Raw genomic sequence first — 24,450 nt, 5'->3', positions numbered from 1 at the left:
AGGTCCGTCATGGATGAGCTGCTCAACCCGTTCCGGCCCGGGGCCGGCGCCCCCCCGCCCGAGCTGGTCGGACGGGACCGGCTCATCGACGCCTTCGGCGTGACGCTGCGCCGGGCGATGGCCGGGCGGCCCGGGAAGAGCCTGCTGCTGGTCGGTCTTCGCGGCGTCGGCAAGACGGTCCTGCTCAACCGGTTCGCGGAGATCGCCGAGGACGAGGGCGCCTCGGTCGGCCACATCGAGGCCGGCGACTCCGCCGACTTCTCCGCCCAGCTGGCCCAGCGGCTGCGCCGCATCCTGCTGCGCTTCGACCGGCACAAGCCGAGCGCCGCCGTGCTGCGCGGGCTTCGCGCGCTCAAGGGGTTCTCCGTGCACCTGCCGGATGGCTCGGCGATCTCGCTGGACGTCGACGCGCTGCGCGGGGTCGCTGACTCGGGAGTGCTGGCCGACGACGTGGTGGACCTCTTCGAGGCGGTCGGAGACGCCGCGCGCGAGGTGGACCTGTCGGTGCTGATCGTCATCGACGAGATGCAGGCGCTGAGCCAGGAGCAGGTGGCCGCGCTGGTGAGCGCGGTGCACCGGAGCGTGCAGCGCTCGCTGCCGCTCGTGCTGGTGGGGGCGGGGCTTCCCCAGCTCCCCGCGCTGCTGGCCGCGAGCCGCTCCTACGCGGAGCGCGCGTTCGACGTCACCGAGATCGGGCGGCTGTCGGACGCCGACGCGGCCGCGGCCATCGCGGTCCCGGCGCTTCGTCAGGGCCTGGCGTTCACCGACGACGCGATCGCCCGCGTGGTGGAGCGGACCTCCGGCTACCCGTACTTCCTGCAGGAGTGGGGCTACCACCTGTGGAACGCGGCCCGCCGTTCCCCGGTCACGCTCGCGGATGTGACCGCTGTCGAGACGGAGGTGGTGGCGGACCTGGACCGCAGCTTCTTCCGGGTGCGCTACGAGCGGCTCACCGAACGCGAACGCGCGTACGCGCTCGCCATGGCGGGCCTCGGTCCGGGGGCGCACCGCTCCGGGGAGGTCGCAGCGGCGCTCGGGATCTCCGTGGAGACCGCGGCTCCGCGCCGCGCGGCGCTCATCGCCAAGGGGCTCGTCCACAGCCCGGCGCGGGGGCTGACCGCCTTCACCGTGCCCATGTTCGACTCCTACCTGCGGCGGCGCATCACGGCCGGTGACGAGGGGCAGGACGGCTGATGGCGACCGCCGCGCAATGGATCGAGGGCGCCCGCCCGCGCACGCTGCCCGCCGCGGTGTCCCCGGTCCTCGCGGGGACGGGCGCCGCGGCGCTTCTCGACTCGGTCCGCCCCGGACGGGCCGTGCTGGCCCTGGTGGTGGCCCTCGCCCTGCAGGTCGGCGTGAACTTCGCCAACGACTACAGCGACGGGGTCCGCGGGACCGACGACGTCCGGGTGGGCCCGCTGCGCCTCGTCGGGTCCGGCGCGGCCGCTCCCGGGGCGGTGCGCCGGGCCGCGCTGGGCAGCTTCGCGGTCGCGGGCCTGGCCGGGCTGGTCCTCGCTGCCATGACCAGCTGGTGGCTGGTCGGCGTCGGCCTGGCCGCGATCCTCGCCGCCTGGGGTTACACGGGCGGGCCCCGCCCCTACGGCTACGCCGGGCTCGGCGAGGCCTTCGTCTTCGTGTTCTTCGGGCTGGTCGCGGTCTGCGGCACCACCTACGTCCAGGTCCTGCGGGTGACCGGCGCCTCCGTGCTCTGTGGCATCGGCGTCGGGCTGCTCGCCTGCGCGATCCTGCTCGCCAACAACCTGCGCGACGTCCCGACCGACGAGGCGGCGGGCAAGCGCACGCTCGCCGTGCGCCTGGGGGACCCGCGCACCCGGGTGGTGTACGCCGCCGCGGTCGGGCTGCCGTTCCTGGGCCCCGTGGTCCTCGCGCTGGCCGGCGCCCCCTGGGCGCTGCTGGCCCTGGGCGCGCTCCCCCTGGCCGTGGGTGCGGTACGACCCGTGCTGCGCGGCGCAGCCGGACGCGACCTCATCCCCGTGCTCCAGGCGACCGGGCGGACCGAGCTGGCCTATGCGCTGGGCCTGCTGGTGGGGCTCGCCCTCAGCGGCTGACCCCCGGCTGCGGACCACCCTCGGCGGGCGGGCGCTGGGTTCGCATCGCCTCGTCAGCCGCATCCTCCGCGGCCTCCGCCTCGGCCATCCGCTCGCGGATGCGCCGGGCACGCGCATCGACGGTCTCGGCGAGCGCGCCCCGCTGCCGGCGCAGGATCACGTAGGACACCAGACCCGAGACGACGAAGGCGAGCACGAGGAGGACGGGGCCGCGCAGCCCGACCAGCCAGAGCAGCCCGGCCACGACGGCGACCAGGCCGAGGCGCGCGAGGGTGTAGGTCCAGAACTGGCGCATCAGACCCCTGCGTAGGAGTGCAGACCGGTGATGAACAGGTTCACCCCGAACAGGTTGAAGGTCATCGCCGCGAAGCCGGCGAGGGAGATGAAGGCCGCGCCCCGGCCCCTCCAGCCGGCCGTCGCGCGGGCGTGCAGGTAAGCGGCGTAGATCACCCACGTGATGAAGGCCCAGGTCTCCTTGGGGTCCCAGCCCCAGTAGCGGCCCCAGGCGTTCTCCGCCCAGATGGCTCCGGCGATGATCGCGAAGGTCCACAGCGGGAAGGTGAACGCGATGACGCGGTAGCTGAGGGTGTCCAGGGCTCGCGACGGCGGGAGCAGGCGGGCCAGTCGGCCGCCGGGTGCGACCCGCTCCGCCCGCTCCTGGACCAGGTAGACCGCAGAGATCACGCCGGCGAAGCAGAAGGCGCCACTCGACACGATCGCCGCCGTCACGTGGATGACCAGCCACGAGGAGTGCAGCGCGGGGAGCAGCGCCTCGGCATCGACGTACAGCACCGTGACCCCGAGGCCGAGCGCGAGCAGGACGAGCGGGATGACGAAGATGCCCAGCAGCTGGCGGCGCCGGTCGGTGAGCGCGAAGCCCAGGAACGCGGTCCCGATGACGAAGCAGCCGACGAGAGAGAACTCGTACATGTTGCCCCACGGGGGGCGGCCGGCTGCGAGACCGCGCGTGATGATGGCGGCGAGCAGCAGGGCGTCGGCGAGGACGCTGAGCGAGGTCCCGATGCCCGCCGCCTTGCGCCAGGAAGCACCCTCGGTCGGGGCGCTGATGGCGCGGGCCTCGCCGCCCCGTGCCACCTGGCCGACGATCAGCGGCTCGTCGCCGGCCACGGCGACCGGCGTGGCCACCAGCGCCGGCCGGTGGGCGACCTCGGCCACGTCCTCCTGCTCGGCCGGGGCCGGCGCGCGGACGGCCTGCGCGGCGGCGACCGCGTAGGCACCCATGGCCAGCGTGTACATGCCGATGGACCCGTAGACCAGCTCGAGGCTGACCCGGGCGAGGCCCTCGTCGATCGCCACGCTCATCCCTCCGGGGGGTCCGGCGGCGCGCCCAGCAGGCGGGCCAGCTCGTCCACGTCGCGTTCCACGCCGCCGTTCTCGGTTCGCGACAACCCGGCGACGGCCACCACGGTACGCCCGTCGGTTCCGCTCGACGCGCGGACCCAGACCCGGCGACGGCGTACCAGCAGGGACAGCAGCAGCCCGACGATGGCCGCGATCGCCGCCACGAGCGCGAGGCCCTTCCCCGGGTCGTGGGACACCTGCAGGTTGACCCACTGGTCGACTCCGTCGAAGGTGATCGTCCCCGCGCCGTCCGGGAGCGTCCAGCTCGAGCCGACGCGAAGCGACGACCGCCCGACCAAGGTCATCCTCGAGGTGTCCAGCCGGTACACCGACTGGGGCACGTCGAGCCCGAGGTCGCCGGTCCAGCCGCCGAGGTTCACCGCGGGAGACACCGCGGCGGGGAAGGCGGACACCAGCCGGCCGTCCGAGGCGGTCGCGGCTGTCGGGAAGAAGTCGACGACGAAGCCGAGCTGGGTCGGCCTGGCCCCGGACACCTTGAGCACCCCGGTCGACGCCAGGTTCACCGGGTCCTGGGGCAAGGTGACGATCGGGCCGGACCAGACGACGTCGCCGCGCCCGTCGCGCACCGTGAACCGGGGTGCGTACCCGTGGCCGACGAGGAAGATCTTCGTCCCGGCGACGTGCAAGGGGCTGTTGACCCGGATGGTCGCGGTGCGCGGCTGCGCACCCGGATGGTCGATGACCTGCACGGTCGCCGCGAAGCTGCGCGCCGCCCCTCGCTGGTCGCCAGCGGTCTGGTAGGTGGCGTCGAAGCGCTTCAGGGTGAGCGAGAACGGCGGCAGGTCGTCAGCATTGGTGAAGCGCCCGGCGGTGAAGCCGTCGTACTGGGTCAGTGTGTCGGAGAAGCCGTCGCCCTCCACCAGGATGCGCGTGCCCTTGAAGCCCCACGACGAGCCGACCCCCACGCCGATGAGGATCGCGACGACCGCGAGGTGGAAGACGAGGTTGCCGGTCTCGCGCAGGAAACCCTTCTCCGCGGCGACGTAGCCGTCGCCGCGCTCGACCCGGAACCGGTGCGAGCGAAGGTCGTCGTACGCCGCTTCCAGCACCTCCTCCGCCGGCCGGTGCGCGGTGAAGGAACGGGACACGGGCAGGCGGGTGAGGTTTCGGGGGGCGGCGGGAGGACGTGCACGTGAGGCGCGCAGGTGCTGGCGGGTCCGGGGCAGGACGCACCCGACGAGGGAGACGAGCAGCAGCACGTAGATCGCGGCGAACCAGGGCGCCGCGAACACGTCGAAGCCGGACAGGCGGTCGAGGATCGGGCCGAGGGTCGGGTGCCGGCGCAGGTAGTCGGCGACCGCGACCGGGTCGGTCCCTCGTTGCGGCAGCAACGAGCCGGGGACCGCGGCGAGGGCGAGGAGGAACAGCAGGAACAGCGCGGTCCGCATCGAGGTGAGCTGCCGCCACACCCAGCGCGCCCAGCCCAACGGACCCAGGCCGGCCGGGGGCGCGGTCGGCTCGGTGCCGGTCAGCGTGTCGGTCACTCAGACCCCCACCCGGTAGGCGGCGACCCAGGAGCGCAGCTCGATCGACCACTGGTTCCAGACGCCGGTGAGCAGCAGCACGCCGAGCGTGACCAGCAGGATCCCCCCCGCGGTCATGACCACCGGGTAGTGCCGCTTGACCCACCCGACGCCGTCGGCGGCCCGCCGCAGGCCGAGCGCGACAGCGACGAACGGCAGGCCCAGGCCGAGGCAGTACGCGGTCGTGAGCAGGGCTCCCCTGGCCGCAGACGCCTCGGTGAGCGCCAGGGTCTGGACCGCGGCGAGCGTCGGCCCGATGCACGGGGTCCACCCCAGCCCGAAGAGGACGCCGAGCAGGGGGGCGCCGGCCAGTCCGAGGACCGGAGCGCGGTGGATGCGCCACTCGCGGGTGTTCCCGGGGAGCAGGCCCATGAATGCCAGCCCCATGACGATCGTCAGCGCCCCGAGCACCCGCTGGATCGTCAGGGAGTGCCCGAGCAGCCACGACCCGAGGCCCCCGAAGAGCGCGCCGAAGGAGACGAAGACCGCGGTGAAGCCCAGGACGAACAGGCCCGTCCCGACGAGGACGCGGCCTCGCCGCGCCTCCCCGAGGTCAGCGCCGACCAGCCCCGTGGTGTACGACACGTAGCCGGGCACGAGGGGCAGCACGCACGGGCTGAGGAAGGACACCAGTCCGGCCATCGCCGCGATCGGCAGCGCCAGCAGCAGCGACCCGTCGGTCACCGTGGCCGCCCAGGTCCCGAGCAGGGCCATCAGCCGGCCCCGGGCGAGGTGGCGGCCGACGACGCCGGATGTGTCGACGACTCCTGGAGCACCGTGTCCACGAGCGCGGTGAGGGTGTCCGTGCGTACCGCTCCGAGGGCGCGTGCGGCGACCCGGCCCCGCGGGTCGATCACGAGGGTGGTCGGGATGGCGCTCGGGTTCACCGTGCCGCGGAAGGCGAGCAGCAGCGATCCGTCGTCGTCGGCCAGGCTCGGCCACCTCTGGTCGTGGTTGGTCACGAAGCTTCGGGCGGCCGCCCCGCTGTCCCGCTCGTCGATGCCGACGAAGCGCACGCCCTTGGGGTGCAGCTGCTGGTACGCCGCCGCGAGGGCCGGGGCCTCCTCCACACAGGGGCCGCACCAGGATCCCCACACATTGACGACGACGACCGAACCCCGAAGCGAGGCGAGGTCGACCCGGGCCCCGTCCAGGTCCTCCCCGGTGAGCGTGACCGGCTTCGACCGCTGGTCCGGGGCCCACTCGGTCACGCCGGTGCGCAGCGAGTCCTTGGTGTCGCCGCCCCCCGCGACACCGCCCAGCCCGGTGGTCGTGCACCCGGCGGCCAGCACGGCCGACGCCAGCACCACCGCCGCGCGCGCCAGCGCCCTCATGCGCCCGCTGGAGGCATCGCGCGCGTGCGCTGCGGCAGCAGGGCGCGCGCGGGCTCGTCGTAGGAGACCGCGACCACCAGGTCGCCGTCGAAGTGCACCGTGGTCACCGAGGCGAGCGTGCACTCCCGGCGGCGGGGGTCGTGCCAGAGCCGGCGCCCCTCCAGATGACAGCGCAGGATCCAGATCGGCAGCTGGTGGCTGACGCAGACCGCCTCGTGGCCGCGGGCGGCGTCGCGGGCACCCTCGACGGCGAGCGTCATGCGCGCCACCAGCTCGCGGTACGGCTCGCCCCAGGACGGGCGGAACGGGTTGGTCAGGTAGCGCCAGTGTCTCGGGTGGCGCAGCGAGCCGTCGCCCACCCCGAAGGCCAGCCCCTGGAAGTGGTTGCTGGCCTCCACGAGGCGACCGTCCGTGGCCACCTCGAGGGAGTGGGCCGCGGCGATCGGCGCCGCGGTCTCCTGGGCGCGCTCCAGCGGGGAGGACACGACGTGCGTCACGTCCCGGTCGGCGAGGTGCTTGGCCACCACCTCGGCCATCTGGCGGCCCAGCTCGGACAGGTGGTAGCCGGGCAGCCGCCCGTACAGGACGCCCGTCGGGTTCTCGACCTCGCCGTGACGGACGAGGTGGACGAGGGTCTCGGTGCTCATGCGCCCGCCTCCGCGGCGCGGCGGGCGGCACCCGGCAGCGCGTCGGCGACGCGGGCCAGGGCCTGCTCGTCGTGGGCGGCCGAGACGAACCAGGCCTCGAAGGCGCTCGGGGGGAGCGAGACGCCGGCGTCGAGCATCGCGTGGAAGAACGCGGCGTACGTCGGCGCGTGCTGCGAGCGCGCGGCGTCGTAGTCACGCACCGCGGGGGTCACGGTCGGGTCGACGAAGAAGACGCTGAAGAGGTTCCCCGCCCGTGCGAGGACGTGCGGCACGCCCTCCTTGGCCAGCGCCTCCGAGGCGAGCCGTCCGACCTCCTCGGCCGCGGCGTCGAGCCGGGCGTAGACCTCGGGCGTGCACAGCCGCAGCGTCGTCACCCCCGCGAGGGTGGCCAGCGGGTTCCCGGACAGCGTCCCCGCCTGGTAGACCGGCCCGGCCGGGGCGAGCAGCCCCATGATCTCCGCGCGCCCCCCGAAGGCCGCCGCCGGGAGGCCGCCGCCGATGACCTTGCCGAAGGTCATGAGGTCCGGACGCACCCCGTCGAGGCCGTACCACCCGGACCGGTGCACGCGGAAGCCGGTCATCACCTCGTCGCTCACGAAGAGGGCGCCGTAGCGCCGGCACACGTCGGCCAGCCCGGCGTTGAAGCCCTCCTCGGGCGCCACCACGCCCATGTTCGCCGCGGCCGCCTCGGTGACCAGGCAGGCGATCCGCTCGCCGTGCTCGGCGAAGACGGCCTCGACCGCCGGCAGGTCGTTGTACGGCACCACGAGGGTGTCCGCCGCCGTCGCGGCCGTCACCCCGGGGGTGTCCGGCAGCCCGAAGGTGGCGACACCCGACCCGGCCGCGGCCAGGAGTGCGTCGACGTGGCCGTGGTAGCAGCCGGCGAACTTCACGACGAGCGGGCGCCCGGTGAAGGCCCGGGCCAGCCGGATCGCGGACATGGTGGCCTCGGTGCCGCTGCTGACCAGCCGGACCTGCTCCACCGGCGCGCGGGCGACGATCTCCTCGGCCAGCTCCACCTCGTGGGGCCCGGGGGCACCGAAGGACGTCCCGGCCGCCAGCTGCTCGCGCAGCGCCGACAGCACCTGAGGGTGGGCGTGGCCGAGGATCATCGGGCCCCACGAGCCCACCAGGTCCACGTACTCGCGACCATCGGCGTCGACGACGTACGGCCCGTGGCCGGCGACCATGAACCTCGGCGTGCCCCCGACCGCCCGGTACGCCCGGACCGGCGAGTTCACCCCGCCGGGGGTGACGGCGAGGGCGCGCACGAACAGCTGCTCGGAGCGGGACGTCACACGGAGCAGTCTCTCAGGCCCGCCGCGGACGCCCCACCGGCCGTACCCGAACCGGTACGTGACTGCACGCATTCGGCTCTGTACGCACAGGCGCGGGAGCGCAAGGCTGCGGACGGAGGTGCGTCATGGCCCTCGACGACGGGGTGAGCGGAACCACCGAGCTGCGCGTCCACGGAGTGTCCGGGACCCCGCCGGACGCCATCCTGCAGATGCCGCCGCCGTGGGTGGCCATCGTCGCCGGGGACGCCGCCTCCGGGTTCTTCCGCCGCTGGCTACCCGGCGACGCGCCCGCGCCGACCGAGCAGGGTGTCGCGCGCGTGGAGGCGTACTCGTGGGGCGGGCTCACCTCCGGGCCGGGCCTGCGGGCGCTGTGGCTGCTCTCGCTGCCGTTCACCCTCGTCGACCTCGCGTACTGGATGCTGCCCGTGGCGGCCACGACCGACTCCCGCGGCCGGCGGGCGGCCGCCTGGGCCGGCCGGGCCACGCTGCGCCTGTTCGCGCTGTCCCTGACCGTGACCGCACTCGCCGCCGCGGCGCTGGCGGTCATGGACCTGACCGCCTGGCAGTGCGGCTCGCAGCCGGTGTGCGGCGCCCAGCACGACCTCGTCGGCTGGCTCGGCCGACTCGCCCGCCCGCAGCAGCGGGCCGCCGTCGGGGCCCTGGTGCCGGCTGCGCTGGTCCTGCTGCTGTGGACGATCGGCCGCAGCTCCCTCGTGGAGGCGACCGCGCCGGAGCCCCGGCGCGACCCCGGCTCGCTGATGATCGCCCGCGACGGCTTCTTCGTCACCGAGTCCTCGGTCCAGCGGCTGCGCCGGCTGCACGTGACCGTCGCGACCTCGGTGCTCGCCGCGCTCGTGCTCATGCCCGTCGTCCGCTACGACTCCTCGCCCGGTCTCGAGGACGCGGTCCTCACCCTCGCTGCGGCGCTGGCGGTCCTCGCCACTGCGCTCGCGGTCCCAGAGCGCTTCGTGGGGCGCGGCGGCCCCGACGCGTCCTCGGCCAACCGGCCGACCGCGCTCCTGCAGGGGCTGGGGGTGGCTGTGCTCGCCGCCGCCTGGGTCCTGGCCATGACCGTCCACACCCGGGCAGCGCCGATGCCGTCGCACCTGCCCGGGCTGCGGGTGCTCGTCGTCGCGGTGTTCGCCGGCCAGCTCGTCCTCGTGCCGCTGCTGTTCGCGGCGGTGGGTGCGCAGCATGCCGACGCCGCCGTACGTCGCGCCGCGGTGGTACTCGCCCTGGCCACCGCGCTCGCAGGCGCCGCGGCGGGGCTCTGGTACGCGGGGCGCTTCGCCGCAGGCGACGGCTCGCACCCGGGCTCGCCGCCCTGGCCGGTCGTGGCGCTGTTGGTCGCGCTCATGCTCGCGCTGACCGTGGTGCCGGTGCTCGCGGCACGGCGTACCGACCCCGGCATCGCTGCCGGCGGGCTCGCGGCGAGCCTGGTCGCCACGGTGGCGTGGCTGCTCGCCCTCGCCTTCAGCGCCGGCATCGGGCTGCAGACCGCGCAGTGGCTCGGTCACGCCGTGACCACCACCCAGGCCGCCCGCACCAGCACGACGCCGGACGCGGCGCTGATCGTGCCCCCCGGCTACGTCTGGGCCGGGGCCGCCGCCGTCGTGGTGGCGCTGTGCCTGGTTCCGTTCGTGGCCTGGCTGGCGGCCGCCCGGGTACGGCGCCCCGCGAAGGCTGATGCCACCGCGGTGGCGGGCGACTATCCGGCGGCGTCGGCGCGGGAGAAGGAGCGGGTCGCGACGGCCAGAGCTGTTGCCTCCCTCACCGACAGCGCGGGCGCGGCAGCCACGGTCCTCGTCCTCACCAGCGTGGTCGTCGCCCTCGCCGGCACCCTCGCCTACCTCAGCCGTCCGGACGCCACGAACGACGGGCTGCCGCGTTTCGCCGCCGCGGCCGGGTCGTGGGTCATCGTCAGCGTCCTGGCCGCCCTCGTCGCCATCGGCTACGCCTCGGTGCGCAGCCGCTCCCGGCGGCGGGTGGTCGGGATCCTCTGGGACGTCGCGACGTTCTGGCCGCGGGCGGTCCACCCGCTGACCCCTCCCTGCTACGCGGAGCGGGCGGTCCTCGACCTCGAGGAGCGGGTGGGCCGGCTCTGCTCGCGCGAGGGTGACGTGGTGGTGCTGTCCTGCCACAGCCAGGGCAGCGTCCTCGCCGTCCCCACGGTGCTGCGCCTCCACCCTGACCTGTGCCCGCGGCTGCGCCTGCTCCTGCACGGGTCGCCGGTACGGCGGCTGTACTGCCGCTGGTTCCCGGAGTACTTCGACGAGGCCGTCCTCGCCGAGGTGCGCCGGCGCCTGCCCGGGCGATGGCGCACGCTGTACCGGCTCACGGACCCGATCGGCTCGTGGAACCTCGAGCCGGACGCCGGCCGGGCGGGCTCGTACGTCCCCGGACCGCCGCGCGTCGCGGATGCCGACCAGGTCGACCAGGAGGTGGCGGACCCGCAGCCGCCGGGTGACGGCCCGCTGCGCCGGCACAGCGACTACTGGCTGGACCCGGCCTACCCGGCCACCGTCGCCGCGCTCGCCGCCACGCCCTGAGCACCGAGACCACGCAGGTGGTGGTTGACCACGCAGGGTCCGGGTGGTGAGCCACCACCTGCGTGGTCTCGGGTGTTGCCGCTTCCCGGACCGGCTCCCGGGGCGGGCCCTGCCGTGCCAGAGTGAGGCGGAGCCGACCCGGAGGTGTTCCAGCCCATGACGATCGTGCGAGCGGCCCTGGTCCAGACGACGTGGACCGGCGACAAGGAGTCGATGATCAAGGTCCACGAGGACTACGCGCGGGACGCGGCGGCCCAGGGGGCGAAGGTCGTCTGCTTCCAGGAGCTGTTCTACGGGCCGTACTTCTGCCAGGTGCAGGACGCCTCGTACTACTCCTACGCCGAATCCGTGCCCGGCGAGACCACCGAGCGCTTCCGGGCGCTGGCCGCCGAGCTCGGCATCGTCATGGTCCTGCCCGTGTACGAGCAGGAGCAGCCCGGCGTGCTCTACAACACCGCCGCCGTCGTCGACGCCGACGGGCGCTACCTGGGCAAGTACCGCAAGCACCACATCCCGCACGTCAAGGGCTTCTGGGAGAAGTTCTACTTCCGTCCCGGCAACCTCGGCTTCCCCGTGTTCGACACGGCGGTCGGGCGGGTGGGCGTCTACATCTGCTACGACCGGCACTTCCCCGAGGGATGGCGTGCCCTCGGCCTGAACGGCGCGGAGATCGTGTTCAACCCCTCCGCCACCTCCCGCGGCCTGTCGAGCTACCTCTGGCAGCTCGAGCAGCCCGCCGCGGCGGTCGCCAACGAGTACTTCGTCGGCGCGATCAACCGGGTCGGCGTCGAGGACCTCGGCGACGACGACTTCTACGGCACGTCGTACTTCGTGGACCCCGAGGGGAAGATCGTCGGGGGCGCGGCGGACGGCCATGCCCCCGAGCTCGTCGTGCGCGACCTCGAGATGGACCTGCTGACCGAGGTGCGCAACCGATGGGCCTTCTACCGCGACCGGCGCCCCGACGCCTACGGCGACCTGGTGCGTCCCTGATGACGATCCTGGTCAGCGGCGGGACCCTCGTCTCCCCGACCGGCTCGGCGCTCGCGGACGTGCTCGTCGACGGCGAGAAGGTGGCGGCGATCGTCGAGCCGGGCTCGACCGCCCTCGGCGACCTGGCCGCCTCGGCCGAGCGGGTCGTCGACGCGACCGGCAAGTACGTCGTGCCCGGTGGGGTGGACTGCCACACCCACATGGAGCTGCCCTTCGGAGGGACCTTCGCCTCGGACACCTTCGAGACCGGCACCACGGCCGCCGCCTGGGGCGGGACGACGACCATCGTCGACTTCGCGGTCCAGCGCCATGGGGAGCGGGTTCAGGACGGCCTGGCCGCCTGGCACGCCAAGGCCGACGGGAACTGCGCCATCGACTACGCCTTCCACCAGATCATCGGCGGGGTCGACGACGAGTCGCTGAAGGCGATGGACGAGCTCGTCGCCGAGGGCATCACGAGCTTCAAGCTCTTCATGGCCTACCCCGGCGTCTTCTACAGCGACGACGGGCAGATCCTGCGCGCGATGCAGACGGCCGCGGCGAACGGAGCCATGGTCATGATGCACGCCGAGAACGGGACGGCCATCGACGTCCTGGTCAGGCAGGCGCTCGCGCGCGGCGAGACGGCGCCCCTCCACCACGGGCTCACCCGGCCGTGGGAGACCGAGGAGGAGGCGACCCATCGCGCGATCATGCTGGCCCGCCTCACGGGCGCGCCGCTCTACGTCGTGCACATGTCGGCCAAGCAGGCGGTCGCCACGCTACAGGCGAACCGCGACCTCGGCCTCAACGTGTTCGGCGAGACCTGCCCGCAGTACCTGTACCTGTCGCTCGAGGAGCAGCTCGGGGCGCCGGACTTCGAGGGCGCGAAGTGGGTGTGCTCGACGCCCCTGCGCGCCCGGGCCGAAGGACACCAGGACGCCTTGTGGACGTACTTGCGGACCAACGACCTTTCCGTGGTGAGCACCGACCACTGCCCCTTCTGCTTCAAGGAGCAGAAGGAGCTCGGCCTCGGTGACTTCTCGAAGATCCCCAACGGGATCGGGTCGGTGGAGCACCGGATGGACCTGATCTACCAGGGTGTCGTCGACGGTCGGATCAGCAAGGAGCGCTGGGTGGAGCTGTGCGCGACGACACCGGCGCGCATGTTCGGCCTCTACCCGCGCAAGGGCGTGCTGGCGCCGGGGTCCGACGCCGACCTCGTCGTGTACGACCCCGGCGGGCACACCTCCATCGGGTACGGGAAGACCCACCACATGAACATGGACCACTCCGCGTGGGAGGGCTTCGAGGTCTCGGGCCACGTCGACACGGTGCTTTCGCGTGGCACGGTCGTCGTCGACGGGGGGACCTTCCTCGGCCGGGCCGGCCACGGTCGCTTCCTCCGCCGCGGCCTGTCCTCCTATCTCGGCTGAGGAGCCTCGATGGACGTCGGAGTCGTTCTGCAGTGCAACCCCCCGGCCTCGCGGGTGGTCGACCTGGCCCGCCAGGCGGAGACGCACGGCTTCTCCCACGTGTGGACCTTCGACTCCCACCTGCTCTGGGAGGAGCCGTTCGTCATCTACAGCGCGATCCTCGCCGCCACCCGCAAGGTCGTCGTCGGGCCGATGGTGACCAATCCCGCCACCCGCGACGTCACAGTCACGGCATCGCTGTTCGCGACGTTGAACGAGATGTACGGCAACCGCACGGTGTGCGGCATCGGGCGGGGCGACTCCGCGGTGCGCGTGCTCAACGGTCGCCCGACGACCTTGGCCGAGCTCCGCGAGGCGGTCCACGTCATCCGCGAGCTCGGCAACGGCCGCGCCGTAGAGGTCAACGGCGCGACGCTGCGCTTCCCCTGGGGCACCAGCAGCGAGCTGGAGGTGTGGGTCGCGGCCTACGGCCCGAAGGCGTTGCAGCTCGCCGGCGAGGTCGGCGACGGCTTCATCCTCCAGCTCGCCGACCCGGACCTGGTCGCGTGGACCGTCGGAGCCGTACGCCGCGCTGCGCGCGACGCGGGACGCGACCCCGACGACGTGACGATCTGCGTCGCGGCACCGGCATATGTCGGCGACGACCTGGCGCACATGCGCGAGCAGTGCCGCTGGTTCGGGGGAATGGTGGGCAACCACGTGGCGGACCTCGTCGGTCGCTACGGCGACTCCGGCACGGTGCCCAAGGCGCTCACCGACTACATCAAGGGCCGCGACGGCTACGACTACAACGAGCACGGACAGGCGGGGAACACCCACACCGCGTTCGTGCCCGACGAGATCGTGGACCGCTTCTGCGTGCTGGGGCCGCCAGCGGAGCACATCCGCCGCCTCACCGAGCTGCGCGAGCTCGGGGTCGACCAGTTCGCCGTGTACCTGCAGCACGACGGGAAGGCGGCGACCTTGGAGGCGTACGGCGAGAAGGTCATCCCGGCCCTGCGGGAGCACCTGCGCGCCAAGGTCTGACCTGTCGGGCGCCGACCCTTGATCCCGACGAGGCCACAGACCCGGGCGGTTCGGCCACCCGGGTGCGGTCAACCGCCGACGTGGTGGCGGGCGCAGGTGATGGTGGCATCCAGGTCGAGCCCGTACGTCGGCCCGGCGTAGCTCGTCAGCCGGGCGGCCCCGCGCTCGACGAGCCGGCCGGCGCCGACCTCGTTGCCGCGCCCGGCGTGGGTGAGGCCGACGCACAGCTGGGCCAGGCCCTGCCAGAGGTCGCGTTCCTCCTCCGGTGCCGCCTTCCACCGCGCCTCCAGGACCTCGTGGGCGGCGAAGGCCCGGCCCGACTCGACCAGCCGTCGCGCCTCGGCGATCGCCTCCTCCGGCGCGAGGGGGGCGTCCGGGACGGGGTCGACCCCCTGGGAGCCGTACGGCAAGGGGCGTCCCAGCTCGTCGCGCGGCCGCGCCTGCCGTGGCCGGTGCGCGGCATCGCGGTCGCGGTCACCCGCTCCGCTGGTCACCTCACCGCCGACCGGGCCACCCGTCACGTCGCCGTCCGCCGCCCCGCCCGTCACGGCCCGACCCTAGCCTCGGCCGACCCACCCCCTTACCCCCACTTGTGGCGGGCTGACCGTCACTCAGGCCTCGTGGAATGACGGAAAGGCCGCCACATGTGGAGGAGGAGGGCGCGGCGACCGGCGTCAGGACCGGAGCGCGCGCGCCACCTCGGTGGCCCAGTAGGTCAGCACCACGTCGGCGCCGGCGCGACGGATGGCGGTGAGGGTCTCCAGGATGGCGCGATCGCGGTCCAACCACCCGTTCGCGGCCGCCGCCTCGAGCATCGCGTACTCCCCCGAGACCTGGTAGGCGAAGACGGGTACGTCGACGGTGTCGGCGACCTGCCGCACCACGTCGAGGTAGGGCAGCGCCGGCTTGACCATCACCGCGTCCGCGCCCTCCGCCAGGTCCAGCCGGACCTCGCGCAGCGCCTCACGGGCGTTCGCGGAGTCCATCTGGTAGGCCCGGCGGTCCCCGAAGGCCGGCGTCGACTCCGCGGCCTCGCGGAAGGGACCGTAGAACGCGGAGGCGTACTTGGCCGCGTAGGCGAGCACGGGGACCTCGGCGAACCCGGCACCGTCGAGCGCGGCGCGGATCGCCGCGACCTGGCCGTCCTGCATGCCCGACGGGGCGATCACGTGCGCCCCGGCGTCCGCCTGCGCCAGGGCGACGGAGGCGTAGCGCTGCAGCGTCGCGTCGTTGTCGACCTCGCCGGCAGCGCTCAGGGGTCCGCAGTGGCCGTGGTCGGTGTACTCGCACAGGCAGAGGTCGGCCATGACCACGGTGGCATCGCCGAGGTCGGCGGCCAGGTCGCGCAGTGCGACCTGGACGACGCCCTGGGGATCGTCGGCCTGGGACCCGCGTGCGTCCTTGGCGGCCGGGATCCCGAAGAGGATGAGCCCACCGACGCCCGCCTCCACCGCGTCGTGGGCCGTCTTGCGCAGCGAGTCACGGGTGTGCTGCAGCACGCCGGGCATCGACGCGACCGGCACCGGCTCGGCGATCCCCTCCTTCACGAACAGGGGCAGCACGAGGTCGCCGGGGTCCAGCGCCGTCTGCGCGACGAGCCGCCGCAAGGCGGCCGTACGCCGCAACCGCCGGCCGCGCAACGCCGGGAAGCTGTCCGGCGTTGCGTGCGCTCCGGCGCCCGCGACGTCTGACAACTCAGGTCGCCTTGCGCCGTGCGTTGCCGCGCCGCTGGGAGGGACGCCAGGTCACCTCGCCGGCTTCGAGCGCCGAGAGGCGCTGCGCGGCCCCGTACGCCGCCAGCGCATCCGCCAGGCCGACCACCGAGGGCTTGTCGGCCAGGACGTCGACGCGAAGGCCGTGCTCCTCGGCCGTCTTCGCGGTCTGCGGGCCGATGCAGGCGATGACCGTCGTGGCGTGCGGCTTGCCGGCGATGCCGACCAGGTTGCGCACCGTGGAGGAGGAGGTGAAGACGACGGCGTCGAAGCCACCCGTCTTGATGGCGTCCCTGGTCGCGGCCGGTGGGGGCGCGGCACGGACCGTCCGGTACGCCGTCACGTCGTCGACCTCCCAGCCCAGCTCGACCAGACCGGCGGCGAGAGTCTCGGTGGCGATGTCGGCACGCGGCAGGAACACCCGGTCCAGCGGATCCAGCTGGCGGTCGTACTCCGGCCAGTCCTCCAGCAGCCCCGCCGAGGACTGCTCCCCGGCCGGGACCAGGTCCGGTCGCACGCCGAACGCGAGCAGCGCCGCGGCGGTCTGCTCGCCCACCGCGGCCACCTTGATGCCGGCGAAGGCGCGGGCGTCGAGCCCGTACTCCTCGAACTTCTCGCGGATGGCGCGCACGGCGTTGACCGAGGTGAACGCGACCCACAGGTAGCGCCCGGAGACCAGGCCCTGGATGGCGCGGTCCATCTGCTGCGGGGCACGCGGCGGCTCCACCGAGATGGTCGGGACCTCGTCGGGGACCGCGCCGTGGCGGCGCAGCCGGGCGGAGAGCTCTCCGGCCTGCTCCCTGGTCCGCGGTACGAGCACGCGCCACCCGAAGAGCGGCTTCGTCTCGAACCAGGACAGGGTCTCTCGGTGGGCCACCGTCGGCCCGACGACCGTGACCACCGGCTGCGCCAGCTTCGCGGCCCGCGCCGCCGACGGCAGGTCCTCCAGGGCGGCGGTCACCGTGCGCTGCTCGGTGGTGGTGCCCATCCGGATGACCGCCGAGGGGGTGTTCGGGTCGCGTCCGGCCCGCAGGAGCTCCTTGACCACGGTGTCCACGTCGGCCACTGACGAGACGACCACGACGGTGGTCGACGGGTCTGCGTGCGCCGAGAAGTCGTGGACCCCCTCGGCCGAGACGACGTGCACCGCGTGCGTGCGCGCGTCCGTCAGGGGGATCCCGGCATACGCCGGCGCGGCGATCGCCGGGCTCACGCCGGGCACGACCTCGAAGGGCACGTTCGCCTTGACGCAGGCCGCGGCCTCCTCGGCCAGCCCGCCGAAGAGTCCCGGGTCGCCGTCGACCAGGCGCACGACAGCGTGTCCCGCCTTCGCCGCGTCCACCACGAGCTTGGTCCGTCGGCCCAGGGGGAGCCCGTCGGGTCCCTGTGCCGCGTCGAGCACCAGCACGTCGGGGCGCGCGTGGACGAGGAACTGCTCGCGGGCCTGGGTGTCGAGCACCACGGCGTCGGCCTGGGCGAGGGCCTCGACGGCGCGCAGCGTCAGCAGCGCGGGATCGCCCGGGCCGGCCCCGACGAAGGTCACCGAGCCGACCGGGGGCTTCTTGCGCCGGTTCGAGGATGGCATGGTCGTGGTCACGGGATGCGTTCTCCCATCAGGCCGTCGGCGCCCTCGGCGAGGAGGGCGGCGGCGAGACGGCGTCCCACCACCTCCGCCTCACTGGGTGCTCCGGTGGCGGACAGACGTACGGCCCGAGAGCCGTCGACGGCGACGACCACGGCTCGCAGGGACAGGGCGTCGTGTGTGACGTGGGCGAGGGCGCCCACGGGGGCCGAGCAGCCCGCCTCCAGGGCGGCCAGCACGGCACGCTCGGCCGTCACGGCGGCCCGGGTGGCGGGGTCGTCGAGGATCGCCGCCGCGGCGAGGACGTCGGCGCGGTCCGCGCGGCACTCCAGGGCCAGCGCCCCCTGGGCCGGCGCGGGGAGCATCCGGTCGGCGTCCAGGACCTCGCTCACCTCCTCGAGGCGCCCGAGGCGGGCTAGGCCGGCGCGGGCGAGCACGACCGCGTCGACCTCACCGTCGGCCACCTTGCGCAGCCGGGTGTCGACGTTGCCGCGTAGGTCGACCACGTCGAGCCCGTACCCGAGGGCGCGCAGCTGCGCGGCGCGCCGCGGGGAGCCGGTGCCGACCCGCGACCCCCGCGGCAGGCCGGCGAGCGGGGCGTCGGAGCGCGACACCACGACGTCACGAGGGTCCTCGCGCGAGGGCACCGCGGCGACGCACAGGTCGGGCGCAGCCGCGGTCGGCAGATCCTTGTAGGAGTGGACGGCCAGGTCGACCTCGCCGGAGCGGAGCGCGTCTCGCAGAGCGTGCGTGAAGACGCCGGCCCCCCCGATGGACGCGAGCGGCGCCGAGGAGCGGTCGCCCTCGGTGATGACCTCCACGAGCCGCACCGGCCGTCCGGTGGCCGCCGTGATGGCGGTCGCGACAGCCTCGCTCTGGGCGCGCGCGAGCGAGCTGCGGCGCGTACCGAGGCGCAGTGCGCTCATCGCGGGGTCTCGCTCGGCAGGACGGCGTCGACTCGTTCGACAGCCTCGAGCGCCTCTGGCGTCAGGTCGAACAACGCATGCAGCGCCTGGGCATAGGCGCCCGCGTCGCCGAACGCCGCGAGCTCCTTGATGCGCACCGTCGGCTCGTGCAGCAGCTTGTCGACGGTGCGGTTGACGGTGCGCTCGACCTCGGCGCGCGCCGCGGGGTCGAGCCCGGGCAGCTTGGCGTCCAGCCGGGCCAGCTCGGAGGCGACGACGTCCGCGGCGCGGCGCCGCAGCGCCACCACGGTCGGCTCGACCCGGTCGATGGCGCGCGACGCCGCGTGGAGCGCCACCTCCTCGGTGACGATCGCGCGAACAGCCTCGACGTCGATGACCGTCTCGCCGTCGGCGAGGACGCTGCCCAGTCGGTCCAGGTCGATGACCCGTACCCCGTCGAGGCTCTCGACGGCGGGATCGACGTCGCGCGGCAGTGCCAGGTCGAGCAGCACCTGCGGCCGCCCGGGCGAGGTAGCACGGCGGGCACCGGCCGCAGCGACGTCAGCGGCGCCGACGACGTACCCGACCGCCCCGGTCGAGGACACGACCAGGTCCGCCTCCGCGAGGGCCTCGGCGAGGTGGTCCAGCCCGACGGCGTCCGCGGCCAGCCGCTCGGCCAGGCGCCGGGCGTTCGTGAGGGTCCGGTTGGCGACGGTGAACCGCCGTGCGCCGGCCCGCTGGAGGGTCGCCCCGGCGAGCGCGCTCATCGACCCGGCGCCGACGAGCAGCACGCGGGTGGACTCGACTGGGCCGAGGGTCTGCTCCGCCAGGCCGAGCGCCGCCGCCACCAGACGCGACCCGGCGTGGTCGATCCCGGTCTCGGCGTGGGCCCGCTTCCCGACCCGCAGGGCGTCCTGGAACAGCCCTCCCAGCACCTTGCCCACGCTGCCGTGCTCCTGGGCCTGGCGCAGCGATTGCCGGACCTGGCCGAGGATCTGGGTCTCGCCGACCACCATGGAGTCGAGGCCGCAGACGACGGAGAACAGGTGCTGGACGGCTCGTTCGTCGAAGTGGACGTACAGATGGGGAGCGAGCTCGTCCAGCGACACCCCGGCGCGGCGGGCCAGCTGCTCCGACAGCGCCGCGACGCCGCCGTGGAAGCGGTCGACCGCGGCATAGGTCTCGACCCGGTTGCAGGTGGAGACGACGACGGCCTCGGCGACGTGATCGGCGGCCGCGGCATCGGCCGCGAAGGCTCCCGTCGCCTCGCCGGGAATCGCGACGCGCTCCAGCAGCGGGACGGGGGCGCTGCGGTGGGACAGCCCCACGACGAGGACGGTCACGGCGCCACCGCCACCAGCTCGCTGCGCCGCTGCTCGTGGAAGGCGAGGATCTGCAGCTCGGTGGCCAGGTCGACCTTGCGCACACCGACGTCGCGCGGGACGGAGAGCACCAACGGCGCGAAGTTGAGGATGCTGCGGACCCCGGCCGCCACCAACCGGTCGCAGACGTGCTGCGCGGCGCTGGCGGGAGTGGCGATCACCCCGATGCTCACGCCGAGCCGCGCCACGAGGTCCTCGAGCTCGGCGAGGGGCCGCACGGCGAGGTCCCCGACCCGCTCGCCCTCGCGGGAGGGGTCGGCGTCGACGAGGGCGACCACGCGAAAGCCCCGGGAGCCGAAACCGCCGTAGTTGGCCAGGGCGTGGCCGAGGTTGCCGACCCCGACGATGACCACGGCCCAGTCCTGGGTGAGGCCGAGGACGCGACCGATGTGGTCGAGGAGGTCGACGACGTCGTAGCCCACGCCACGGGTGCCGTACGACCCCAGGTAGCTCAGGTCCTTGCGCAGCTTCGCCGAGTTGACGCCGGCCGACGCGGCCAGCTCCTCCGAGGACACGGTGGCCACGCCGCGGTCCGCCAGCGCGGAGAGGGCCCGGTGGTAGACGGGCAGCCGCGCGACCGTCGCCTCGGGGATGCCACGGCCGGGGCGGACCTCGGTCACGCGCGCCTCCCTGCGGCCGTACCTGTCGACCAGGCGAGCCTAGGCGCTTGTGAACGCCCGCACAAAGTCACGCCCAGCCCGTCCCGTCCGCTGAGACATCCCTTCGCACCACGGCCCAGCCCCACCCGACCCCGCCCCACCCGACCCCGCCCCGCTCCACCGATCTCTTCCGAATGAACGCGACGTTCCTGCGGACCTATTGGAGGAACGCCGCGTTCATTCCAAGGAAGGTCGGGCTGGCTTACAGGGTCGGGGAGGCGCGGGGAGGCGCGGGGAGGCGCGGGGAGGCGCGGGAGGCGCGGGAGGCGCGGGGACGGGGTGGTCTCAGGCGAAGAGGGCCTCGCCCCAGGCCTGGCCGGGGGCGACGCCCGGCGGGCAGGCGAACAGCGCGCTCCCCGTGTGCTCGATGTACTCGCCGAGGGCGTCGTGGACCCCGAGCCGGCGCTGCAGCGCGACGAACTGGGTCCGGGGGTCCTTCTGGTAGGCGAGGAAGAACAGCCCCGCGTCGAGCTGGCCGGTGACCGGGTCCATCCCGTCGGTGTAGGAGTAGCCGCGGCGCAGGATGCGGATCCCGTCGTTCTCCTCCGGACTGGCCAGGCGGATGTGCGCATTGGCCGGGATGACCGGGCTGCCGTGGGTGGCCGCCACGAAGTCCGGGACGTCGTGCTCCGCACGACCGGTGAGCGGCGCGCCGGACGTCTTCAGCCGACCGATCGTGTCCTGCTGGTCGCGCAGGGAGGAGCGGTCCCACGCCTCGATGAGCATCCGGATCCGCCGGGCCACCAGATAGGAGCCACCCCGCATCCACGACTGGTCGGTCTCGTCACCCACCCACACGTGGGCATCCATGGCCGCCGCGTCCTCGCCCACGACGTTGCGGGTGCCGTCCTTGAACCCCATGAGGTTGCGCGGCGTGGCCTGCGAGCGGCTCGTCGACGACGTACGTCCGAAGCCCAGCTGCGACCACCGCACGACCACCGTTCCGCGGCCCAGCCGGGCGAGGTTGCGCACGGCGTGGAACGCGACGACCGGATCGTTCGCGCAGGCCTGGACTCCGAGGTCGCCCCCACTGCGGGCCCGCTCGAGCTGGTCGCCGGGCAGGGCCGGCAGCTCGGCCAGCGCGGCGGGGCGGTACGCCGCCAGGCCGAAGCGGCCGTCGAAGAGCGTCGGACCGAAGCCCAGCGTCACCGTCAGGTGGGCGGCGGGCAGCCCTAGCGCCTCGCCCGTGTCGGCGGGGGGTGCCAGCGGGTTGGTGCTCCCGCCGGGCACGGCTCGCCCTGCCGCCATCGCGGCAGCGGCTGCGGTCCACTCGCGCAGCATCTCGCGCAGCTCGCCCCGGTCGGACGTGACGACGTCGAAGGCCGCGAACACCAGGCGGTCCTGCGCCGGCGTCGCGATGCCGGCCTGGTGCTCACCGTGGAAGGGCTCCTCGGCCCCGGCGTCGGCATCCGCCCGCGGCAGGTGCGTGGCGAGCACCGCACCCGTCACCGCGGCGCCGGTGACACCCGCGCCGATCCCCAGCAGCCGGCGCCGGGAGATCCGCGTGCTCACGAGGGCGTCACCACGAAGCTCGAACGCGGCGCCTTGGCGCCGGGGCAGTAGACCGTGTACGTCCCCTGGCCGAGCCGCAACGAGAAGCTCCCCCCGAGCCCGGGCACGAGGTTCTCCTTCTCGCCGAGCATGCGCCCGCCCTGCTGCAGCTCGACCTCGGAGACGGCGGGCGCCCCGTCGTTGCGGACGGTGAAGGTCATCGGCCCGGCCGGCAGCGTCGCCGGGGACGGCGCACAGCCGACCGAGGTGGCCACGATGCTCACCTGCGCCGGACCCCCTGCGGCGGACGCCGTCGGCGTGCTGGGGGCCTTCGAACAGCCGGCCAGCGCCGTGGCCGCGAGCAGCCCGACGAGGAGCGGCCGGATCATGCGCCCACCGGGGCCGGGGCGGGAGTAGGGGCCTCGGCGGGCCGAGGGGGGCGCCGGGTGGGCCAGAAGACGAGCACCAGCATCGGCACGGCGTACAGCAGCCAGACCGCGACCTCGAGGACGGTCGGGTACGCCGTGATGCCGAGGATCCCGGTGAGCATCGCCGACCAGGTGGTGCCGGGGTGGACGAGCCAGGTCAGGTCGAGGGCCTGGGCCTGCCCGACGCTGAGCCAGCCGGCCTCGTGGGCGGTCCGGAACGCGGTCATGAGCAGGCCCGCGGCGACGATGACGAGGACCGCGCCGGTGACCCGGAAGAAGCGCGCGAGGTCGAGCCGTACGCCGCCGCGGTAGATGCCGTACCCGAGGGCCGCGGCCAGCCCAAGGCCGAGCAGCCCGCCGACGATCGCCGCCGCCGGCTGGATCGTCGACTCCTGCAGGAGGCCGAGCAGGAAGACCGCGGTCTCGAAGCCCTCGCGCAGCACCGCGAGAAAGGCCATCACGACCAGGGCGCGGGCCGACCCGCTGGCCAGCGCGCCCGCGGCACTGCCCTCCAGGTGTCTCTTGAGGCCGCGGGCGTGCCGACGCATCCAGACGATCATGTAGGTGACCAGGCTCACCGCCAGCAGCCCGATGACGGTCTCCAGCCCCTCCTGCTGGCGCTGCGGCAGGTCGCGCGACAGCGCGTGCAGGCCGAGCCCGACCGCGAGGCAGAGCGCGACCGCCGCCCCGACGCCGAGCCATACCCACCGCAGCGCGTCGGACCTGCCGCGGCTGCCGAGGAAGGCGGCGATGATCCCGACGATGAGGGAGGCCTCGAGGCCCTCGCGAAGGCAGATCACGAACGACGGCAGCACGGCGGCCTCCTCACCGAAGTTAGGCAAGCCTAACCTACGTCACGAGGAGGGCCGCCCGCAGCCGGTCGGGTGAGACCCGCCAGTAGCCCAGCACCTCGCCGTCGACCAGGACGACCGGCACCTCCTCGGCGTAGCGGTCGAGCAGCGCGGGGTCCCCGCTCACGTCCAGCTCGTCCCAGCCGACGCCGAGGTCGGCGCAGACCTGGGACACGACGGCCACCGCGTCCTCGCACAGGTGGCAGCCGGGACGGCCGAGCACGCGGACCCGTACGTCCTCCCGGCGGCCACCGGCCGCCCAGCCGAGGGCGCTCACGCGGCGGAGTGTGGCATACGCTCCGAGCCGTGAACCGACCCGAGGCCCTGGCTCCAGCGGTCCTGGCCGGCAAGGCCGCAGCCGCGGCTGCCGAGGTCGCCGCGGTGCTCGCCGCCCCGCCGGATCCGACGGCCGCGGCCTTCTTCGACATCGACAACACGATCGTGCGCGGGGCGTCGATCTTCCATCTCGCGATGGGCCTGGCGAAGCGGCGCTTCTTCTCCACGCGCGACGCGACCGGCTTCGTCGTCGATCAGGTGAAGTTCCGCCTCTCGGGCGCGGAGGACGCCGGCGACATGGCCGACGCCACCGAGATCGCCCTGTCCTTCGTCAAGGGCCACCAGGTCAGCGAGATCGTGCAGCTGGGCAGGGACATCTTCGACGATCGGATCGTCGGCAAGGTCTACCCGCAGACGCTGGCCGTCGCCCGAAGCCACCTCGACGCGGGGCAGCGGGTGTGGCTGGTCTCCGCGGCGCCGGTGGAGCTGGCGACGATCATCGCCAAACGGCTGGGGCTGACCGGGGCGTTGGGGACGGTCTCGGAGACCGTCGACGGGGTCTACACCGGGCGGCTGGTCGGCCGGCCGTTGCACGGCCCGGCGAAGGCCGAGGCCGTCCGGGCCCTGGCCGAACGCGAGGGGCTGGACCTGTCCCGCTGCGCGGCGTACTCGGACTCCAGCAACGACATCCCGATGCTCTCCCTCGTCGGCCACCCGTGCGCGGTTAACCCCGACAAGAGGCTGCGCCAGCACGCGCGCGACCTGGGCTGGCCGGTCGAGGACTACCGCACCGGACGCAAGGCGGCCAGGGTCGGCCTGCCCGCCGCGGCGGCGGCGGGGGCCGTGGCGGGGCTGGTGGTCGCCGCGGTGGCCGTGGACCGCCGCCGCCGCCGCGACTGAGGCGGACGAAGCCTGGGCCGGAGAAGC

General features: G+C 74.0%; 24 protein-coding genes. 7 read left to right on the top strand and 17 right to left on the bottom strand.

The features are described 5' to 3' along the window. Window positions 1-9 precede the first annotated feature (9 nt). Together VMI11_04865 and VMI11_04860 are read left to right on the top strand one after the other, a co-directional pair. Window positions 10-1,194, top strand: a complete 1,185-nt coding sequence (locus VMI11_04865) for an ATP-binding protein (protein ID HTY71743.1) — start codon at window positions 10-12, stop codon at window positions 1,192-1,194. Next, window positions 1,194-2,069 (top strand): 1,4-dihydroxy-2-naphthoate polyprenyltransferase, encoded by an 876-nt coding sequence (locus VMI11_04860; GenBank protein ID HTY71742.1) that lies wholly within the window; start codon window positions 1,194-1,196, stop codon window positions 2,067-2,069. The genes VMI11_04865 and VMI11_04860 overlap by 1 nt, the downstream gene beginning before the upstream one ends. Here VMI11_04860 and VMI11_04855 read toward each other — a convergent pair. From VMI11_04855 to hemL, 7 genes are read right to left on the bottom strand one after another with little or no spacing between them, the layout of a single operon-like run. Next, a complete protein-coding gene (locus VMI11_04855; protein ID HTY71741.1) occupies window positions 2,059-2,364 on the bottom strand; it encodes a DUF4229 domain-containing protein in 306 nt (101 codons plus the stop codon). The genes VMI11_04860 and VMI11_04855 overlap by 11 nt on opposite strands. Beyond that, the gene (ccsB, locus tag VMI11_04850) at window positions 2,364-3,392 is read right to left on the bottom strand and encodes a c-type cytochrome biogenesis protein CcsB (protein HTY71740.1); all 1,029 of its coding nucleotides are present in this window, start codon (window positions 3,390-3,392) and stop codon (window positions 2,364-2,366) included. Before ccsB ends, VMI11_04855 begins: the two co-directional genes overlap by 1 nt. Continuing rightward, window positions 3,389-4,936, bottom strand: a complete 1,548-nt coding sequence (locus VMI11_04845; protein HTY71739.1) for a cytochrome c biogenesis protein ResB — start codon at window positions 4,934-4,936, stop codon at window positions 3,389-3,391. Before VMI11_04845 ends, ccsB begins: the two co-directional genes overlap by 4 nt. Further along, on the bottom strand, window positions 4,937-5,689 hold the full coding sequence (locus VMI11_04840; GenBank protein ID HTY71738.1) for a cytochrome c biogenesis protein CcdA: 753 nt from the start codon (window positions 5,687-5,689) through the stop codon (window positions 4,937-4,939). Beyond that, window positions 5,689-6,309, bottom strand: a complete 621-nt coding sequence (locus tag VMI11_04835) for a TlpA disulfide reductase family protein (protein ID HTY71737.1) — start codon at window positions 6,307-6,309, stop codon at window positions 5,689-5,691. The genes VMI11_04840 and VMI11_04835 overlap by 1 nt, the downstream gene beginning before the upstream one ends. Further along, entirely contained in the window at window positions 6,306-6,956 is a 651-nt protein-coding gene (locus tag VMI11_04830; protein ID HTY71736.1) for a histidine phosphatase family protein, read from the bottom strand. Before VMI11_04830 ends, VMI11_04835 begins: the two co-directional genes overlap by 4 nt. Beyond that, window positions 6,953-8,263 carry a glutamate-1-semialdehyde 2,1-aminomutase gene (gene hemL / locus VMI11_04825; GenBank protein ID HTY71735.1) on the bottom strand — a complete coding sequence of 437 codons (1,311 nt, stop codon included), beginning with the start codon at window positions 8,261-8,263 and terminating at the stop codon, window positions 6,953-6,955. The genes VMI11_04830 and hemL overlap by 4 nt, the downstream gene beginning before the upstream one ends. Window positions 8,264-8,379: 116 nt before the next feature. On the opposite strand from hemL, the gene VMI11_04820 reads away from it, so the two are divergent. The 4 genes from VMI11_04820 (at window position 8,380) to VMI11_04805 (ending at window position 14,237) form a co-directional block, all read left to right on the top strand. Beyond that, complete coding sequence (locus VMI11_04820; protein HTY71734.1) at window positions 8,380-10,803, top strand: hypothetical protein; 2,424 nt, start codon at window positions 8,380-8,382, stop codon at window positions 10,801-10,803. A gap of 156 nt (window positions 10,804-10,959) precedes the next feature. Then, on the top strand, window positions 10,960-11,796 hold the full coding sequence (locus VMI11_04815) for a nitrilase-related carbon-nitrogen hydrolase (GenBank protein ID HTY71733.1): 837 nt from the start codon (window positions 10,960-10,962) through the stop codon (window positions 11,794-11,796). Continuing rightward, window positions 11,796-13,211, top strand: coding sequence for a dihydropyrimidinase (hydA, locus tag VMI11_04810; protein ID HTY71732.1), 1,416 nt, complete (start codon window positions 11,796-11,798; stop codon window positions 13,209-13,211). Before VMI11_04815 ends, hydA begins: the two co-directional genes overlap by 1 nt. Window positions 13,212-13,220: 9 nt before the next feature. Next, complete coding sequence (locus tag VMI11_04805) at window positions 13,221-14,237, top strand: TIGR03842 family LLM class F420-dependent oxidoreductase (protein HTY71731.1); 1,017 nt, start codon at window positions 13,221-13,223, stop codon at window positions 14,235-14,237. Window positions 14,238-14,305: 68 nt separating this feature from the next. Here VMI11_04805 and VMI11_04800 read toward each other — a convergent pair whose 3' ends face one another. The 10 genes from VMI11_04800 to VMI11_04755 all read right to left on the bottom strand — a co-directional run bounded on the left by VMI11_04800 (window position 14,306) and on the right by VMI11_04755 (window position 23,524). Continuing rightward, on the bottom strand, window positions 14,306-14,731 hold the full coding sequence (locus VMI11_04800) for a DUF309 domain-containing protein (GenBank protein ID HTY71730.1): 426 nt from the start codon (window positions 14,729-14,731) through the stop codon (window positions 14,306-14,308). A 180-nt stretch (window positions 14,732-14,911) separates the two neighbouring features. Beyond that, on the bottom strand, window positions 14,912-15,931 hold the full coding sequence (hemB, locus tag VMI11_04795) for a porphobilinogen synthase (protein ID HTY71729.1): 1,020 nt from the start codon (window positions 15,929-15,931) through the stop codon (window positions 14,912-14,914). 1 nt (window position 15,932) lies between these two features. Continuing rightward, window positions 15,933-17,534 carry a bifunctional uroporphyrinogen-III C-methyltransferase/uroporphyrinogen-III synthase gene (locus tag VMI11_04790; GenBank protein ID HTY71728.1) on the bottom strand — a complete coding sequence of 534 codons (1,602 nt, stop codon included), beginning with the start codon at window positions 17,532-17,534 and terminating at the stop codon, window positions 15,933-15,935. A gap of 8 nt (window positions 17,535-17,542) precedes the next feature. Then, complete coding sequence (hemC, locus tag VMI11_04785) at window positions 17,543-18,457, bottom strand: hydroxymethylbilane synthase (protein ID HTY71727.1); 915 nt, start codon at window positions 18,455-18,457, stop codon at window positions 17,543-17,545. After that, entirely contained in the window at window positions 18,454-19,779 is a 1,326-nt protein-coding gene (locus VMI11_04780; GenBank protein HTY71726.1) for a glutamyl-tRNA reductase, read from the bottom strand. The genes hemC and VMI11_04780 overlap by 4 nt, the downstream gene beginning before the upstream one ends. Next, window positions 19,776-20,438 carry a redox-sensing transcriptional repressor Rex gene (locus tag VMI11_04775; GenBank protein HTY71725.1) on the bottom strand — a complete coding sequence of 221 codons (663 nt, stop codon included), beginning with the start codon at window positions 20,436-20,438 and terminating at the stop codon, window positions 19,776-19,778. Before VMI11_04775 ends, VMI11_04780 begins: the two co-directional genes overlap by 4 nt. 324 nt (window positions 20,439-20,762) lie before the next feature. Then, window positions 20,763-21,989, bottom strand: coding sequence for an iron uptake transporter deferrochelatase/peroxidase subunit (gene efeB / locus VMI11_04770; GenBank protein HTY71724.1), 1,227 nt, complete (start codon window positions 21,987-21,989; stop codon window positions 20,763-20,765). After that, window positions 21,986-22,357, bottom strand: a complete 372-nt coding sequence (locus tag VMI11_04765) for a cupredoxin domain-containing protein (GenBank protein ID HTY71723.1) — start codon at window positions 22,355-22,357, stop codon at window positions 21,986-21,988. Before VMI11_04765 ends, efeB begins: the two co-directional genes overlap by 4 nt. Continuing rightward, on the bottom strand, window positions 22,354-23,211 hold the full coding sequence (efeU, locus tag VMI11_04760; protein ID HTY71722.1) for an iron uptake transporter permease EfeU: 858 nt from the start codon (window positions 23,209-23,211) through the stop codon (window positions 22,354-22,356). Before efeU ends, VMI11_04765 begins: the two co-directional genes overlap by 4 nt. Before the next feature lie 34 nt (window positions 23,212-23,245). Continuing rightward, the gene (locus tag VMI11_04755) at window positions 23,246-23,524 is read right to left on the bottom strand and encodes a glutaredoxin family protein (protein ID HTY71721.1); all 279 of its coding nucleotides are present in this window, start codon (window positions 23,522-23,524) and stop codon (window positions 23,246-23,248) included. Between the two features lie 29 nt (window positions 23,525-23,553). Between VMI11_04755 and VMI11_04750 the strand changes: the two genes are divergently transcribed. Continuing rightward, on the top strand, window positions 23,554-24,423 hold the full coding sequence (locus tag VMI11_04750) for an HAD-IB family hydrolase (GenBank protein ID HTY71720.1): 870 nt from the start codon (window positions 23,554-23,556) through the stop codon (window positions 24,421-24,423). The last annotated feature ends 27 nt before the right edge of the window (window positions 24,424-24,450 follow it).

This window comes from Actinomycetes bacterium, from assembly GCA_035506535.1.
GTDB lineage: Bacteria > Actinomycetota > Actinomycetes > DATJPE01 > DATJPE01 > DATJPE01.
Note: the sequence above shows the minus strand (reverse complement) of the source record. Positions and strands in the feature narration are given on the sequence as shown.